Raw genomic sequence first — 14,684 nt, forward strand, 5'->3', positions numbered from 1 at the left:
TAAAGCGATTTCCGAAAACGGCGACTTTTCGCCACTTTTTGAACACGAATTTGTGAGTTGATTGTTGTGGAGCGCACGAAGCGTTACGAATCCGTAAGTCGGGCGTTTTGCTGACCAAAGGGCCGAATCGGGGCCACACTAAAGTCTCAGTGAGCCCTATACTTTGGTCGGAAATGCGCTCTTTAGATTGAAATCTTTCGATTTCTTGCAGCTTATAGTTGTTAACCGATTGTTATTTGACCGACCCCCGCCGGGACAGCCCGTTCGGCCGGATTAGATCCGGCCGGGATATCTTTTGTGATTTTCCTATGCTTTCAGGTACTTTAGCCGACCGAAGCGCAATCTGCGGCCTGTTTCCAAAATGGAAACGATGCGTTTTCCCCTAGACCAAACTCACAAAAGATTCGCGCGATACGCGAAATGTGGCAAGAATGTGCCTTGGGGGCCTACCAGCCAGACCCAATGTGGCTCGGGGGAAAATTTATATGAAAAAATTACGTATTGTACTTGTTGATGATCATCCGATTGTTTTGTCGGGACTGGAAGATCTGATTGAGAAAACTGGGAAGTACGAGATTGTTGCAACCGGGCGTTCAGCAGAGGATGCCGTTTCAATTGCTCGCGCTCATGCCCCGGACCTATTGGTCATCGACCTGCAAATGCCGGGAGACGTCCAAGCGTCAATCATTGAAATAACGCGAAGACGAGACGCTCCTAGGTTGCTTGTCTTTACCGCTTCTAATCGGCTTGAGGATTGCAACGAAGCGATGGGCAACGGCGCTATGGGCTATGTCGTAAAGGGCAGCTCGGGGGGCGAACTGTTTCATGCTCTGGATTCGCTTGCTTTGGGCGAAGAGTATATTTCGCCCTGCATTGCGTTGAAGGTCATGCGTGATGCACGCAAACCCAAGCAACGCGCAGAGGCATCAGACAGCATAAGCCTGTCCTATCGCGAGGACCAGATTATCGCGCATCTGATGCAGGGCGCATCGAACAAAGAAATAGCCAATGAACTGCATTTGTCGGAAAAAACGGTGAAGTATTACATGACGCAGATCATGCAGAAATTCAACGTCAGCAACCGACTGTCGGTGGTTATTGAGGCGCAGAAAACCGGCATTTCGCGCAGTGCTTAATTGGGTTCCCCGTAACGTTGTGTAACGGAAAGGTAGTGTCTGCGCGCTGAGTGGCGGCAGACCTGCTTTTCCGTGATTTTCTGCATAAAAGGTTTTCAACTCACCTGACCTGCGCCGTGATTGCAGTGCCAGTGCTTGCACGCCCCACGTCTCGTTGGCCGCCGGGCGCCTGACGGCTTAATGTTTTGCAAGTGGTCTCGTTAATCCATGAAGCAAGCGATGTGACCAGCACCCGCAATAGCAGTTTCGCAAGGAGACACTAACACTACGACTGCGCGCTTCACTCTGTCAGTCGCGGAAACGTTTGGTGCATCATCCAATCTATGCGGGGTCACTGTCAGCAGTCCTGCGACCGCCGAGCCTGCCCCCTTTGCACCGCGCATCTCTACCTACGCGCTGCGATCATCCTGCTATGGCGGCACGGTAGAGGTCTGCGGCATCGTTGTCCGACAGATCGACATCGTCGAGCATCAACACCGCCCCCGCCGGAATGTCGCGCGTCACGCGCACCCCATGGGCCAGACCGATGGGCAACGCCGCGCCCGCCCGGCCAAGCGGCAGCGCCTTGCCCCAGACGGTATAGCCACCCTCGCCATCCAGCACCTCGCCCGCCTTGAGCGCGCGTTTCGCAACCGAAGCCACGGTGCCGCGCATTTCGCGCGCTTGACCCGTTGGCTCATGGCGCAGGGCCGCACTCAGGACCGAGATCGACAATTCCAACCCGATCAAATGAAAGGGTTTATACATCGACGCAAAGCGCCCAGTGGAATCCGTGGGCAGGCCGTATTGCTTGAAACAGGCCGCAGCATAGTCATTGGGGGCCTCAAGCACCACATAGACGCCCCAGCGCAGATCACGGAACACAGGCCGCCCGTCGCGTTCAAGTGACGACACGGTTTCGACCATGCCGCGCCGGTCCAGTTGCCCGCCCACCGCACGCGGGCGCAGCACATGCGCCAAATCGTCCACGCCGCATGGGGGAAAGCTGAGGCCGTTGTCGGGGACATCGAGACCGCAGGCATTGGCAATCGCCACCATTTCGATGGCGCTTTTGGTGCCATCGAGAAACGAGTTGAACATCTGCGGATTCATGCCCGCCGCTGCCGCCTCTTGTACGGTCAGGCCATAATGCGACCACACGTCATCGGGGGTCACGGCGTGATAGGCGGGCAGGTATTTGGTGCCCTTTCCCGCCGCTGTAACGTGAAATCCAGTGGCGCGCGCCCAATCGACCATGTCAGACACGAGCGCGGGTTGATCGCCATAGGCCATGGAATAGACCACACCCGCAGCGCGCGCCTCGGCGGAAAGCGTGGGGCCGGCCAGCACGTCGGCCTCGACATTCACCATCACCACATGCTTGCCGCCTGCAATGGCAGCGCGCGCATGAATAATCCCGGCGCGCGGGTTGCCGGTGGCCTCAATCATCACATCGACATCGTCCCGGGCGGCAAGTGCTGCGCCGTCGTCAATATAGGCGGTGTTGGCGATGCGGGCCTCGTCCCAACCGACTGCGGCGCAGGCTGATTTGGCGCGGTCAGGGTCAAGATCCGCAATCGCCGTCACCTCAAGCCCCGCGATGGTCGGCACTTGGCTAAGGAACATCGAGCCGAACTTGCCCGCGCCAATAAGCCCCACCCGCACGGGATGCCCCCGTTCTGCCGCCTCAGAGGCCAGTCGCGCAAGGTTCATGTCTTGTCTCCGCTTTCATCCCAAGGGTCGCCGCATCGAGGCTGCGACCGGGGTCATTTTCCGAACTTCACTTGATCATATCGGGCAGACCCCCGACAAGCGGATTTGAAAGTGGCCTGTCCGCTATTTGATTTCGCAGACCTCTGCATGAATGCCACGGCCCGTCACGGCACAGCAGTGACGCCTGGAATATCGACGGTGCCAAAGACGCGCCCGGAGGGTCTGCCTGTTGGCGAGCCGCCCGGTGGTTCTTCGGAAATGCCCAAAGTCAGCGTTCCGCGTACCGCCGCAATCTCGGGCGGAAGCGCCAGTGCGATGCTCTCGCCATCCGGCCAAAGGCCCACGGATTGTGCCGGCTCTCCCGGACCATGCGCCCAAACCTGCAGGATGCGTCCCGAAGGTGCGGCCCCTGCGGTGCGGGTCAGAACGACCTCATCCCGCGCCTTGTCTACCAATGCGATGACCCGAAAATCGCCTGCATCCGTGGCGATTTCCGCCGCGTAGAGCGGGCCACCGGTGGGCTGCGTCTGCGGCCCTAAATCGAGCACCGCGAGCGCAACGGCAGCCGCGATAGCCCCGCCGCTCAGCACCTGCCAAAACCCAAGACGCTGCCAGAGCGATACGCGCGCAGGCTCGGGGAAGAGCCGCTGCAAAAGCGCGCCCCGCGCCCTTGCGGGTGGCGCAACCGGATCAAGATCGGCCAATGGTGCAAGCTGCCTCTCCCAGTCCAGCACCCGTGCGGCAAAGACGGGGTCAGTGGCGATGCGCATGCGCGCCGCCTCTTGTGCCTCGTCCGCAAGCAGGCCAATCGCATATTCTGCCGCCAGCATGTCATCATCATCCATGGGATCGGTCATCGGGTCATACACTCCCGCAGGGCCGCGAGCCCGCGTCTGAGCCAGGTGCGCATGGTGTTGAGGGGAATATCCGCACGCGCGGCTAATTCGGTATAGCTGAGACCGTCCAGATAAGCGCCGGTGATGGCCTGCCGCCGCTCTTGTTCCAGCTCTTCAAGGCATCGTTGAATACGTCCCGCTTCTGAGCGCGCGAGAGCCACCTGTTCGGGATTGCCCCCGGGTGCGGCGATCCCCTCGTGATACTCTTCAATATCACGGTGCTGCCGCCGCGCCCTGAGCCGGTCAATTGCGGTGTTACGCGCAATCGTGATGAGCCACGTCATCGGCGAATGCCCGGTGACACGGTAACGCCCGGCATGGGCCCATATCTTGACGTAAGCGTCCTGCATCGCGTCCTCGGCGGCATGATCCTGACCCAAGACACGGGCGCAGACCGCATAAAGTTTCGCACTCGTGGCATCATAAAGCGCCGCAAAGGCAACACGATCCCCGAGCGCGCACCGGGAAATCATGTGCTCGAGATCCTCGGCTGTGTTCCCCGCACCCGTGGAAGAGCGGGGATCAGCACCGCTTGTCGCGGACCCTAGGGGCGTAGTCTTGGGATTCGTGGCGATCGTTCTGACCCAATCTCAAAAAATTTTCCACGCCCTGAAACTTCCGTTCCTGTCGAGTCGTGGCTTTCGCAAGTTGGTCCGCATTGGGCGGCCCAATGCAAGCAGAAAGGACCTATTTCATGTCGTTCAAGACCACTTTTGCCCTGACCGCCGTCGCATTCTCGCTTGGCTCTGCCGCGCAGGCCGATGACCATGCGGGTCTGCGAGGCTACGCGCTGGCTCAGGATGGCGGCACGCTTGTCACAATGGCGGACCTTGCCCAGCCCGGCACGGTCGAGACCTACGCGCTTGAAATGCCGCTGCGTGCGATTGCGTATCGCCCGGTGACCGGCCAGCTTCTGGGCTATGCGGATGGGGCGATTTACGAGGTCGATCCGGCGTCGGGGAAACTCACGGATCTGGGGGCAACCTTTATGGCGGATGCGGTGATCGCTGAGGGTGCCGTGGCATTTGATTTCAACAATCAGATCGACGCGGTGCGCGCGGTTGGGGCCGATGGTTCCAATCTGGTCTACTTTCCGCAAGGCTTTGGCGATAACGACGAGCGCGCCAACTCTGTTCGCCGCTTCACCGATGCTTTCTACGTCGCGGGCGATATGTCTGCGGGGTCTGACCCCGTGATCTTTGCAAATGCCTATACCAATGCAATTGCGGGCACCAAGGCCGGGTCGACAGCACAATACGCGCTGGACGCAGGCGCGAATGCGCTGGTCACATTGGCGAACAATGCCGGTGAACTGGCAAGCGTTGGAAATCTGAGCATCGAGGGTGCAACCGTGGACGTGTCTGATTGGGGCGGCTTTGACATCGTGTCGCCCGAAGAGGGCAAGGACATGGCCTATGCTATCCTGCAAATCGAGGGTGCAGAGACGGCCGGGCTGTATGCCGTCGATCTGGGTACGGGCGCGCTCACCGAAATGGCCGACCTTGGCATGGGTGGCTTTACTGGATTTGCGGTCGCGCAGGCGCAATAGCCCCGGCATACGCCGCCTAGGGCGCGTATCTTGATGTATAGTACCCCCGGTCATCGACCGGGGGTTTTTTGTGCGGCTGCGTCACCGTGTTCGCGGCACCCTGTTCTTGGCAGTGCAGTGTGGCTGCGATGTCGTGCAGGTCTTGTGCGGCACTCTTGGTGCTCTGCGCGTGTCGCGCCTTTGCAGATCTATGCTCAAGTATCTGATATAAATTCAGTTTTGTTTCGGCCTGCCAATCTCAACTAACGTCATAACAGACGCGCCAAGTCGCTCTCAGGGAGCACTGGTGATGTGCGGCGTTTCGCTGTCCGTAGTCTCTGTCGGGAGCACAATAGACGCTTGGAACCCGGATGCCGCCCCCGGACGCGGCGACTCCAGACAAAGCGGGCTTCCGATCCGGTTTGCGATGGCGGCAACGATGGCAAGGCCCAGCCCACTGCCATCCGCGCTTGCATGCGCCCGCTCAAACCGTGCTGTCAGGCGGTTGAGCGTCTCGCGCGGCAAAACTGGCCCCTCGTTGGCCACCACCAGCCGTCCGACTGCTGTCAGGGTCACATCGACCGGGCCGCTTGCCGCCCCGTGGCGGAGCGCATTTTCCACAAGGTTACGGCAAAGGATCGCGAAGGCATCCGGGTCGATATCCGACAGAACGGCAGTGTCTGGCAAGGTGAGCGTGATGCGCCCCGGTGTGGCCATGCGCCCCAGATCGTCTACCACCAGACGCGCGACCTCTCTCAGATCGGTGCGATGGTCCATGCGGAGCTGCCCGCCTTCGGCGCGCGCAAGCTGCATGAGGCGTTCGGAAAACCGCGTCAGGCGCTTGAGCGTCGTCTCAATCTCTGTGGCGCGCGCCTCTGTGGTGGGGTCTGATGTTTCGGCCCTTAGACGTTGCGCCTGCGCGATGGCCCCGGCGAGAGGTGTCCGCAGCTCATGCGCGGCGTTCGCCGCAAAGCTGCGTTCGGCCTCGAACGCGTCGCGCAATCTAGAGAGCAAGCCGTTCAAGGTTGCCGCCAGCGGGGCGATTTCATGCGGCAGGTCGTCCGCTGGAACCTCTGAGAGATCCCGCGCGCCGCGCGCTTCAAGTTTGCTGCGGAACCGGCGCAGAGGCGCAAGGCTGAAACGAACGGCAAGGATGATGGCGGCAAGGGCAATTGGCAGCACGACCAACAGCGGCAGGCCGAGGCCCATCTGGATTTCCCGCGCGACAGAGGCGCGATGCTCCAGCGGTTCGGCCACAGTGATGCGGATCGTGTCCTGAAGTGCGGCGTCACTATAAAAGCGATGGCTGGCCGTTTCGTGAAATCCGGCCCCGGTCCAAGGTGGGAACATGGCCGCATCGGCGGCATGGGATTGCAGCAAGACACGCCCCTCGTCATCACGCACGAGATAGGTAAAGAACTCGTCATGTGCGCGGATCGGGGCCAGACGCTGTGTCACGCCTTGGTCTTCTCGCCCGATGATGTCTGTCACGGCTAGGGGCAGGATGCGTTCTGCGGTTTCGCGCAGGGCACTGTCGAACACTTCATCCATTTCGCCCCGGACGATCAGGGCCGTTACCGAGGCGGCGGCCAGCCATAAGATCGTCAGCACAAGACCAAGCGTGAGACCTAGCCGCGCCTGAAGGCTTGCGGGCCACCTCATGCTTTGCCCAAGCGGTAGCCCATGCCGCGTTCTGTCTCGATAACGGCTGCGCCCAGTTTCTTGCGCAGGCGGCTGACATGGACCTCGATCGTGTTGCTCTCGACCTCGGCGTCGAATGTATAGAGCTTTTCTTCCAACTGCGCTTTGGACAAGAGCTGACCGGGCCGTGCAAGAAAGGCTTCGAACAACGCCCATTCGCGCGCGGTCAAATGGACCGGTTTGCCTTCGCGATGCACGTTGCGCGCCGCAAGGTCGATGTCCAGCAGCCCATGAGTAACGATCGGGTTCGGATTGCCGCTATAGCGCCGCGCAACAGAGCCGATGCGCGCGGATAACTCTGCCAGATCAAAGGGTTTCACCAGATAGTCATCGGCACCCGCGTTGAGCCCTTCGATCCGGTCGGAAATCTGGTCGAGCGCAGTCAGGATGATCACGGGGGTCACGTCGCCCCGCGCGCGCAAGCCTTTGAGAAAGCCGATGCCGCGCCCATCAGGCAGCATGAGGTCAAGCAGGATCAAATCATAGGATGCGCTGCGCTGTGCCTCATGTGCGGCATCTAGGCGCGTGACCCAATCGACCGACTGGCCATCGCCCGCGATCTGGTCGCGGACGGCTGCGCCCAGAACCGTGTCATCCTCGATCAGCAAGATGCGCATGCGTGTTTTTCCTTTCTACCGGGACCCGGTTCTTGGCAGGTCAGGCTGACGCAAAACTGACGTGTACAGCCAAGTCTCTTCAGGCTCCTGTCAGCTTTGTCGCGCATCTTTGCTGTCACATTAGCCGCAAATAGGAGTTTGGCCCATGAAGAAGACCATGACAATTCTGGGATTTCTCGCGGTGTTTCCGGCCGGTGCCGCGCTGGCAGATGATGACTGCTTTGTGCCGATGGCCGATTGGCAACCCCGCGATGCTGTGGCCCGCCTGGCCCAAGAGCAGGGATGGACCGTGCGCCGCATCAAGATCGACGATGGTTGCTACGAGATTGACGGTCGGGATGCGATGGGCCGACGGATCGAAGTAACGGTCCATCCGGCAACACTTGAGGTGATCGAGGTCGAATATGAGGACGAGGACGATGAGTGATGCAAAACCGCAAGCTGCAGGGCAAGCGGGCATCGGCCGTGCCGCCGAGGTCAGGGTCTGGGACCCGGTCGTGCGGCTGTTTCATTGGAGCCTTGTCACTGCGTTCGCCGTGGCATGGCTAAGCGCGGAGGATCTCGACAGGCTGCATGAAATTGTGGGCTATGTCGTCATTGGCTTGATCGTCCTGCGCGTTATCTGGGGCCTTGTCGGGGGGCGCTACGCGCGATTTTCCCAGTTTATAAAGGGCCCGCGCGCGACGATGTCCTATCTTGGCGATATCGCAAAGGGCACCGAGCGGCGCTATCTTGGCCATAACCCAGCCGGTGCGGCCATGGTGGTGGCGCTGCTGGTGACGCTGTCAGGCACGGCTGTAAGCGGTTGGCTTATGGCAGAACCGGGCCGTTTGGCATTGCTGCCCGATATGCCGCAGATTGTGGCACCCGCCTGGGCGGATGACGATGGCGCTTTCGATGGCGGGGCAGAGGACCTGCTGGAAGACGTCCATGAAACGCTGGCCAACCTGATGCTCGTGTTTGCGGCGCTGCATGTGGGAGGGGTCGTTCTGGCCTCTGTCCGGCACCGCGAAAACCTTGTTCGGGCCATGGTCACGGGGGACAAGCGCGCACCTGATACGGGGGATGTCGCGTAAGACACACGAAACGCAATCGCTGGCTGCCGCTGCGTTTGCAGAAGGCCCCGCTGTCACCGGCGGGGCGATTTTCTTGCTGACGCCAAGCTGAAGCGGAAATCTCTGCGCTGTCAGGGTGGCCTCAGGTCGGTGCGCAAGATTGGGCGCAGCAGACAAAAGGAGACCCTGCCATGAAAAAGACCCTGATTTTTCTTGTCGCCTCGACCGCGCTCACTGCCGCGATTGGCGTTCCGGCTTGGAGTGCGGTGCGCACATCCGAGGGCGAGGGCCTTTGGCCGCGCGTCGCGCTTTTTGAGGGGGGATCGCAAGCGCTGCCGCTCCTGCGCGTGAGCGATGATGATGACCGTGATGACGACGAAGATGATGAGGACGAAGACGAAGAGGATGATCGCGGTGGTGCCCGCAATCCTGCCCCCGCCAGCACAGTCGCGCCACCTCAGAACGGTCTCTTTGGCACCGGCACCCTGCCGCAAGTCAAGGTCAATTGATCCCTTCCGCGGCGCGGCGAAGACAGCTGCGCCGCACGTGGAACACCACCCCCCAATACAAGGAATTTACGGATGAAATCGAACCTCGCAACGCTCGCTCTTGCCGCCGCGCTGACACTTCCCGGATTTGCCATGGCCCGTCCCGTGACACTGACGACGACGCTAAGCACCTATGGCGGAGACGGCGCATATCTGGTGCTCTACGTCACCGACGCGTCAGGGGCCTATGCTGGCAGCCTGTGGATGGCAGGTGGAAAATCCAAATATTACGAGCATTTGAGCGATTGGTATCGCGCCACGGGCGGCGACACCGCGCAGGTCAACGGCATAACCGGTGCCAGCGTCGGAGCGGGCCGCACGCTCGAAATCACGCTTGATCTAGCGGATGCGCTTTTTGATGCGGGCTACACGCTTCACGTCGATGCCGCCGTCGAGGACATGCGCGATAGCCCCAATGAGGTGGCCGTGCCCCTGACAACGACAGGCGCGGGCACGCCGGTGCGTGGCCGTCGCTACGTGGCCAGCTTTGCCTACGATATGTGAGGAGAGGGGCCATGATCCGCGCAACCCACCGCTGGCCGGGCATCTTGGCCCTAGCGCTTCTTTGTATCTTGTCCCTGAGCGGCGCGGCGCTGTCAGTCTTTCCTGCGGCAGAGCGCCTGACCGCGCCTCAGGCAGAGATCGGGCTGACAGTCGCCGTTCTGGCGGATCGCATTCAAGCGGCCTATCCGGGTGTCGAGCAAATCCGGCGCGCGCCTTCGGGGCGGATTACGGCCTATTGGTTCGATCAGGGCATACCCGGTGCCGCTGTGATCAACCCTGCAACCGGGCAGGGCGTGGCCTTGGCCGACCCCAACCCGGTGTTGCGGTGGCTGACCAATCTCCATCGCTCGCTCTTTCTTGGGGATGCGGGGCGCATCACCATGGCGATGGGGGCGGTGGCGATGCTGATTTTGGCGCTCTCGGGCGTGGTGTTGGTTGTGCGACGGGTAGGGGGCTGGCGGCGCTGGTTCGCGCGCTTGCACGGGCCGAGCGCCAATCGTCTTCATGTTGAAATCGCGCGCATCGCCGTCACCGGCCTAGTCTTGTCATCCGGCACGGCCCTCTGGATGACGGCCTCGACGTTTGATCTGGTTCCGGACAGCGGCCCCGCACTGGCCATGCCAGCAGAGGTGAGCGGCGAGATGGGGGTTGCATTGGCCCACATTCCGGTCTTGGGCCAGACGCCGGTCACTGCGCTGCGCGAACTGAGCTTTCCCTTTCCGGGTGATGCGACGGATGTCTATACGCTCCGGACGGATCACGGCATGGGCTATCTCGATCAGGGCACTGGCGTGCTTCTCGGGTGGGAGAACCTGACCGGGTGGGCGCGTCTGTCGGAAATAATGATCATGCTGCACACGGGACAGGGTGCAGCCGGGCTGGGCCTGATCCTTGGTCTCTTGGCCCTTGGGGTGCCAGCACTGGGCGTGACGGGGCTGTGGGTCTGGCTTGCAGGGCGTCGCGGGCGGCCTCGTATACGGGGCAATCAGCCCGTGTCGCGCGCCGATACGATCGTCTTGGTTGGCAGCGAGGGGGGCAGCACTTGGGGGTTCGCCGCTACACTTCATGCTGCACTTACAAACGCCGGTCAGCGCGTTCATATCGGCCCGATGTCAGCTTTTGCGCCAGAGCGCTATGCTGCGGCCCAAAGGATCATCCTGCTTGCGGCGACCTATGGCGATGGCGCGGCCCCCGCCTCTGCCACCGGGTTTCTCGCGCGGCTGCGCGCACACAACAGTGCGCCCCGTATCCCGCTCGCCGTGGTTGGCTTTGGCGACCGCAGCTTTCCAGCCTATTGTGCCTTTGCGGAAGAGGTCGCGGCGGTGGCCGATGCACAGGGCTGGCCCCAGTTGGTGCCGTTCGATACGGTCAATCGCCAGTCGCCGCAGGATTTTGCCCGCTGGGGCCGCGCGCTTGGCGAGGCTTTGGCAATTGCGCTCGACCTCTTCCACCAATCCGTGCCGCCTCGAACCGAAACGCTGACTCTCGTTTCGCGTCGGGACTATGGTGCCGAGGTGCAGGCCCCAACTGCGATCCTGCGCTTTGCCCTGCCGCGCGTCTCGCTCTGGCAACGCGTGATCGGTGGGGGCTTTGCCCGGTTCGTGGCGGGTGACCTGATAGGCATCCTGCCCGAGGGCAGCACCCTGCCGCGGCTCTACTCACTCGCCTCTGCGCGGCGCGACGGATTTCTTGAGATTGTTGTCAAGAAACACCCTGGCGGCCTTTGTTCGGGGCAGCTTGCGGCACTGGAGCCGGGCGACAGGGTGCGCGCATTCCTGCGTTCCAATCCGGGCTTCCATGTCGGACAAGACCGCGTGCCGCTCATTCTGATTGGGGCCGGAACTGGCATCGGCCCGCTGGCAGGTTTTGTGCGGGGCAATGCGCGCCACCGGCCCATTCACCTCTTTTTTGGTCTGCGCCATCCCGATAGCGATTTTCTCTATGGCGATGAGATGTCTCTTTGGCTGACGCAGCAGCGTCTGACGCGATTGGTCACGGCGGTCTCGCGCAGGGCGCGGCCCCGCTATGTACAAGACGCACTGCGGGAAGATGCGACCGAGGTTGTGCAGCTCATTCGCGATGGTGCCCGCGTCATGGTCTGCGGCGGGCGCGACATGGCGGCGGGCGTCGCGGATGCGTTGGCCGATATTTTGGCCCCGACCGGGCTTACGCCTGCGGGGCTCAAGGCAGAGGGGCGATATGTCGAAGATGTCTACTGACGGTGCGCGCAGAGCGCTTAATGGGCCGACCATGGGCACGCGGTGGTCAGCGCTTTTCTTTACGGATCCCGGTTTTGACGCGGGCGCAATTCAGATCGCGCTGCAAGCGGCAGTCGATGAGGTGGATGCCCAGATGTCTACCTGGAAGGCGGGCAGTGACCTTATGCGTCTCAACGCAGCACCGGTGGACCAATGGGTGGCGGTTCCCGCGCGGCTGACAGAGGTGTTGCGTCTTGGTCTTGAGATCGGACGCGCCTCAGGTGGTGCCTTTGATATTGGCATGGGCGATGCGGTGAAAGCTTGGGGGTTTGGTCCGGCGGCAGCGGTGCCTGCGGGCATTCGCGCGGCGATGGCCGCTCAACGACACCCGGCGTATGAGCTGCTGGACCTTGACGGGACAAATGCCCGCAAGCGCGCGCCTATCACTCTTGACCTCAACGGGATCGCCAAGGGCTATGGCGTGGACCGTCTGGCCGAGATCTTGCACGATCATGGGATCGCCGATGGTCTTGTCGGGATTGACGGCGAGATGCGCGCGTTTGGCCTGCGGCCCGATGGGCAGGCGTGGACCATCGCCGTCGAAGCACCGGATCGAGCATACCGCACGCCCCATTCCCTCCTCGCGCTTGAGAATGCCGCCGTGGCCACTTCGGGTGACTATCGCCATTGGGTTGAGGTGCGGGGGCGGCGTTTGTCGCACACCATGGACCCAAAGCGCGGCGCGCCTCTGGTCACCTCGCCTGCCTCTGTCACCGTTGTGGCCCAGAGCTGTGCCGCAGCCGATGCCTGGGCGACGGTGTTGATGGTGCTGGGGCCAGAGGCCGGGGCGGAATTTGCGCGACAGCGTGGGCTTGAGGCGTTGTTTCTGTCGCGGGATGCTGCGGAAAACCTAAGAAGCGTCGGGATCGGACGCCTGTTCGCCTAAAGGCCAGTACCTCCCTTAAGAATAGAACCTGTGCAGCCAACCGATCGCCTCTACGGCCGCAGTTTGCGATTGCTAAGGGGGTCCTGTGCCAGAGTCGAAAGCTCTCGCCTTATTATCCCGCTCAAAAAATGGACAGGCTTCCGCAATATTAGGCAAAATTGCATACAAAATGCAATCGTGTGGTGATTTCTGCGTTGTGGAATCTGGTTTCTGGCCTGTGGAACGACATGGTCTGCCCATCTGCCACCGATGGAAAAGGACAGGACTATGGACAGACGCAAGTTTCTGGCGGCTACGGCCGTCGCCCCTCTGGCCGCGCCGAGCATTGCGCGGGCTCAGACCAGTTTTGCTTGGAAAATGACCAACGCTTATGGCCCCGGTTCCCCGTTCTATGTCGAGGGCCCGGGAAGCCCCAAGGATTTCTGCGACAAGGTTGCGGCGATGTCTGGTGGGCGTCTGACAATTCAACATTTTGCCGCCGGTGAACTGATCCCGGCGCTAGAAGGCTTTGACGCCGTGCGTGGCGGCGCGGTCGAAATGAATGCCGCAAACGCCTATTTCTGGGCGGGTAAACTGCCTGCGGCGCAGTATTTCACGACTGTTCCCTTTGGCATGAACTTTCAGGGCATGACGGCGTGGCTCTATCACGGGGGCGGTATGGCGCTTTGGGACGAGCTTTATGAGCCGCTTGGCCTCAAGGCGCTGCCAATGGGCAATACCGGCGTGCAGATGACCGGCTGGTTCCGTGAGCCTATCGAGAGCATTGCTGATTTCAAAGACCTCAAGATGCGTATCCCCGGTCTTGCCGGCAAGGTTTATGCGGCCTTGGGTGTCGATGTGAAACTCTTGCCGGGCGGCGAGATTTTCCCGGCGCTGGAACGCGGCGTGATTGATGCGGCGGAATTTGTCGGGCCCTATCAGGATCGTCGCCTCGGGCTGCATGATGCGGCCAAATACTACTACACGACCGGCTGGCATGAACCTTCGAACGTCACCGAACTTTTGATCAACAAGGCCGCTTGGGACACGCTGCCCGCCGATCTTCAGGCGATTGTCTCTACCGCAGCCATGGCCTGCAACCTTGAAAGCCACACATGGTGCGAGGCGAATAACGCCGCAGCTCTCAAGGACCTGGTCGAGAATGAAGGCGTGATCGCCAATACCCTGCCTCAGGACGTGGTGGACGAGTTGAAGGCGGTGACGCAAAAAGTCCTCGAAGAAGGCGCTGCCGCTGATCCGGCGACCAAAAAGGTGCATGACGCCTTTATGGCGTTCAAGGCCGAGCATGACAGCTGGGCCTCGGTGTCCGAAAAGCCGCTTTACGCTTTGTGATGCAGGCGGGGATCAAACGCGTGACGGACGGGGCCTCTGGCCTCGTCCGTGTGATCGGGCATGTGGCAGCATGGAGCGCGTTGGCGCTGGTGCTTGTCGTCGCGTTCAACGTGCTGGCGCGCTACCTCTTTTCCTATGGCACCGTCGGCTTGCAAGAGGCCGAGTGGCACATCATGGCGGTGAGCGCGCTTTTTGGCATGTCTTACGGTCTCAATCAGGGGGGCGAGGTGCGGGTCGATATTTTCTATGGGTCGATGCGCCCCAAGACGCAAGCACTGGTCGATCTCGTGTCCAACATTGCGCTTTGTGTGGTTGCGCTTCTCATTGCCTGGCTCTGCATTGCGTATGTGCAATCAAGCTACGCGATCAACGAAGGCTCTCCAGATCCCGGCGGCCTTGGCTACCGCTACTTGCTCAAAGCAGCGATGCCCGTGGCCTTTTTGCTCTTGGCTTTGCAGGCGGTCGCGATGACCGGCCACGCCGCGCTCAAGCTGATGACCCCTCTCCCAGAAAGACAGGAATAGGCACGTC

Annotated in this window: 15 protein-coding genes; 10 read left to right on the forward strand and 5 right to left on the reverse strand. The window is 61.2% G+C overall.

Features of this window, described 5'->3' with window-relative positions; all coding sequences use genetic code 11:
- Nucleotides 1-485 precede the first annotated feature (485 nt).
- Entirely contained in the window at nt 486-1,136 is a 651-nt protein-coding gene (locus tag GC127_RS11995; protein WP_198385530.1) for a response regulator transcription factor, read from the forward strand.
- Nucleotides 1,137-1,538: 402 nt separating this feature from the next.
- Here the strand turns inward: GC127_RS11995 and GC127_RS12000 are convergent, their stop codons facing one another.
- The 3 genes from GC127_RS12000 to GC127_RS12010 all read right to left on the reverse strand — a co-directional run bounded on the left by GC127_RS12000 (nt 1,539) and on the right by GC127_RS12010 (nt 4,197).
- The gene (locus GC127_RS12000; protein ID WP_151978292.1) at nt 1,539-2,828 is read right to left on the reverse strand and encodes an NAD(P)H-dependent oxidoreductase; all 1,290 of its coding nucleotides are present in this window, start codon (nt 2,826-2,828) and stop codon (nt 1,539-1,541) included.
- A 164-nt stretch (nt 2,829-2,992) separates the two neighbouring features.
- Nucleotides 2,993-3,685 (reverse strand): anti-sigma factor, encoded by a 693-nt coding sequence (locus tag GC127_RS12005; protein WP_151978294.1) that lies wholly within the window; start codon nt 3,683-3,685, stop codon nt 2,993-2,995.
- On the reverse strand, nt 3,682-4,197 hold the full coding sequence (locus tag GC127_RS12010; protein WP_151978296.1) for a sigma-70 family RNA polymerase sigma factor: 516 nt from the start codon (nt 4,195-4,197) through the stop codon (nt 3,682-3,684). Before GC127_RS12010 ends, GC127_RS12005 begins: the two co-directional genes overlap by 4 nt.
- A 221-nt stretch (nt 4,198-4,418) precedes the next feature.
- On the opposite strand from GC127_RS12010, the gene GC127_RS12015 reads away from it, so the two are divergent.
- Nucleotides 4,419-5,273, forward strand: a complete 855-nt coding sequence (locus GC127_RS12015; RefSeq protein ID WP_081507717.1) for a DUF4394 domain-containing protein — start codon at nt 4,419-4,421, stop codon at nt 5,271-5,273.
- Between the two features lie 273 nt (nt 5,274-5,546).
- Here GC127_RS12015 and GC127_RS12020 read toward each other — a convergent pair whose 3' ends face one another.
- The gene (locus GC127_RS12020) at nt 5,547-6,914 is read right to left on the reverse strand and encodes a HAMP domain-containing sensor histidine kinase (protein WP_151978298.1); all 1,368 of its coding nucleotides are present in this window, start codon (nt 6,912-6,914) and stop codon (nt 5,547-5,549) included.
- The gene (locus GC127_RS12025) at nt 6,911-7,570 is read right to left on the reverse strand and encodes a response regulator transcription factor (RefSeq protein WP_151978300.1); all 660 of its coding nucleotides are present in this window, start codon (nt 7,568-7,570) and stop codon (nt 6,911-6,913) included. The genes GC127_RS12020 and GC127_RS12025 overlap by 4 nt, the downstream gene beginning before the upstream one ends.
- Before the next feature lie 145 nt (nt 7,571-7,715).
- Here GC127_RS12025 and GC127_RS12030 point away from each other — a divergent pair, with 145 nt between their 5' ends.
- The 8 genes from GC127_RS12030 to GC127_RS12065 all read left to right on the forward strand — a co-directional run bounded on the left by GC127_RS12030 (nt 7,716) and on the right by GC127_RS12065 (nt 14,677).
- Entirely contained in the window at nt 7,716-7,997 is a 282-nt protein-coding gene (locus tag GC127_RS12030) for a PepSY domain-containing protein (protein ID WP_081507720.1), read from the forward strand.
- On the forward strand, nt 7,990-8,646 hold the full coding sequence (locus tag GC127_RS12035; protein ID WP_151978302.1) for a cytochrome b/b6 domain-containing protein: 657 nt from the start codon (nt 7,990-7,992) through the stop codon (nt 8,644-8,646). The genes GC127_RS12030 and GC127_RS12035 overlap by 8 nt, the downstream gene beginning before the upstream one ends.
- Before the next feature lie 170 nt (nt 8,647-8,816).
- Complete coding sequence (locus tag GC127_RS22830) at nt 8,817-9,134, forward strand: hypothetical protein (RefSeq protein WP_199861242.1); 318 nt, start codon at nt 8,817-8,819, stop codon at nt 9,132-9,134.
- Between the two features lie 72 nt (nt 9,135-9,206).
- Entirely contained in the window at nt 9,207-9,677 is a 471-nt protein-coding gene (locus GC127_RS12045) for a DUF2271 domain-containing protein (RefSeq protein WP_151978306.1), read from the forward strand.
- A gap of 11 nt (nt 9,678-9,688) precedes the next feature.
- Nucleotides 9,689-11,896 carry a PepSY domain-containing protein gene (locus GC127_RS12050; protein ID WP_151978308.1) on the forward strand — a complete coding sequence of 736 codons (2,208 nt, stop codon included), beginning with the start codon at nt 9,689-9,691 and terminating at the stop codon, nt 11,894-11,896.
- Nucleotides 11,877-12,821 (forward strand): FAD:protein FMN transferase, encoded by a 945-nt coding sequence (locus GC127_RS12055; RefSeq protein ID WP_151978310.1) that lies wholly within the window; start codon nt 11,877-11,879, stop codon nt 12,819-12,821. Before GC127_RS12050 ends, GC127_RS12055 begins: the two co-directional genes overlap by 20 nt.
- A gap of 267 nt (nt 12,822-13,088) precedes the next feature.
- Nucleotides 13,089-14,153, forward strand: a complete 1,065-nt coding sequence (locus GC127_RS12060; protein ID WP_081507726.1) for a TRAP transporter substrate-binding protein — start codon at nt 13,089-13,091, stop codon at nt 14,151-14,153.
- Between the two features lie 20 nt (nt 14,154-14,173).
- Nucleotides 14,174-14,677 (forward strand): TRAP transporter small permease subunit, encoded by a 504-nt coding sequence (locus GC127_RS12065; protein ID WP_254700093.1) that lies wholly within the window; start codon nt 14,174-14,176, stop codon nt 14,675-14,677.
- Nucleotides 14,678-14,684 lie beyond the last annotated feature (7 nt).

This window comes from Roseovarius sp. EC-HK134 (assembly GCF_902498815.1).
GTDB lineage: Bacteria > Pseudomonadota > Alphaproteobacteria > Rhodobacterales > Rhodobacteraceae > Roseovarius > Roseovarius mucosus_A.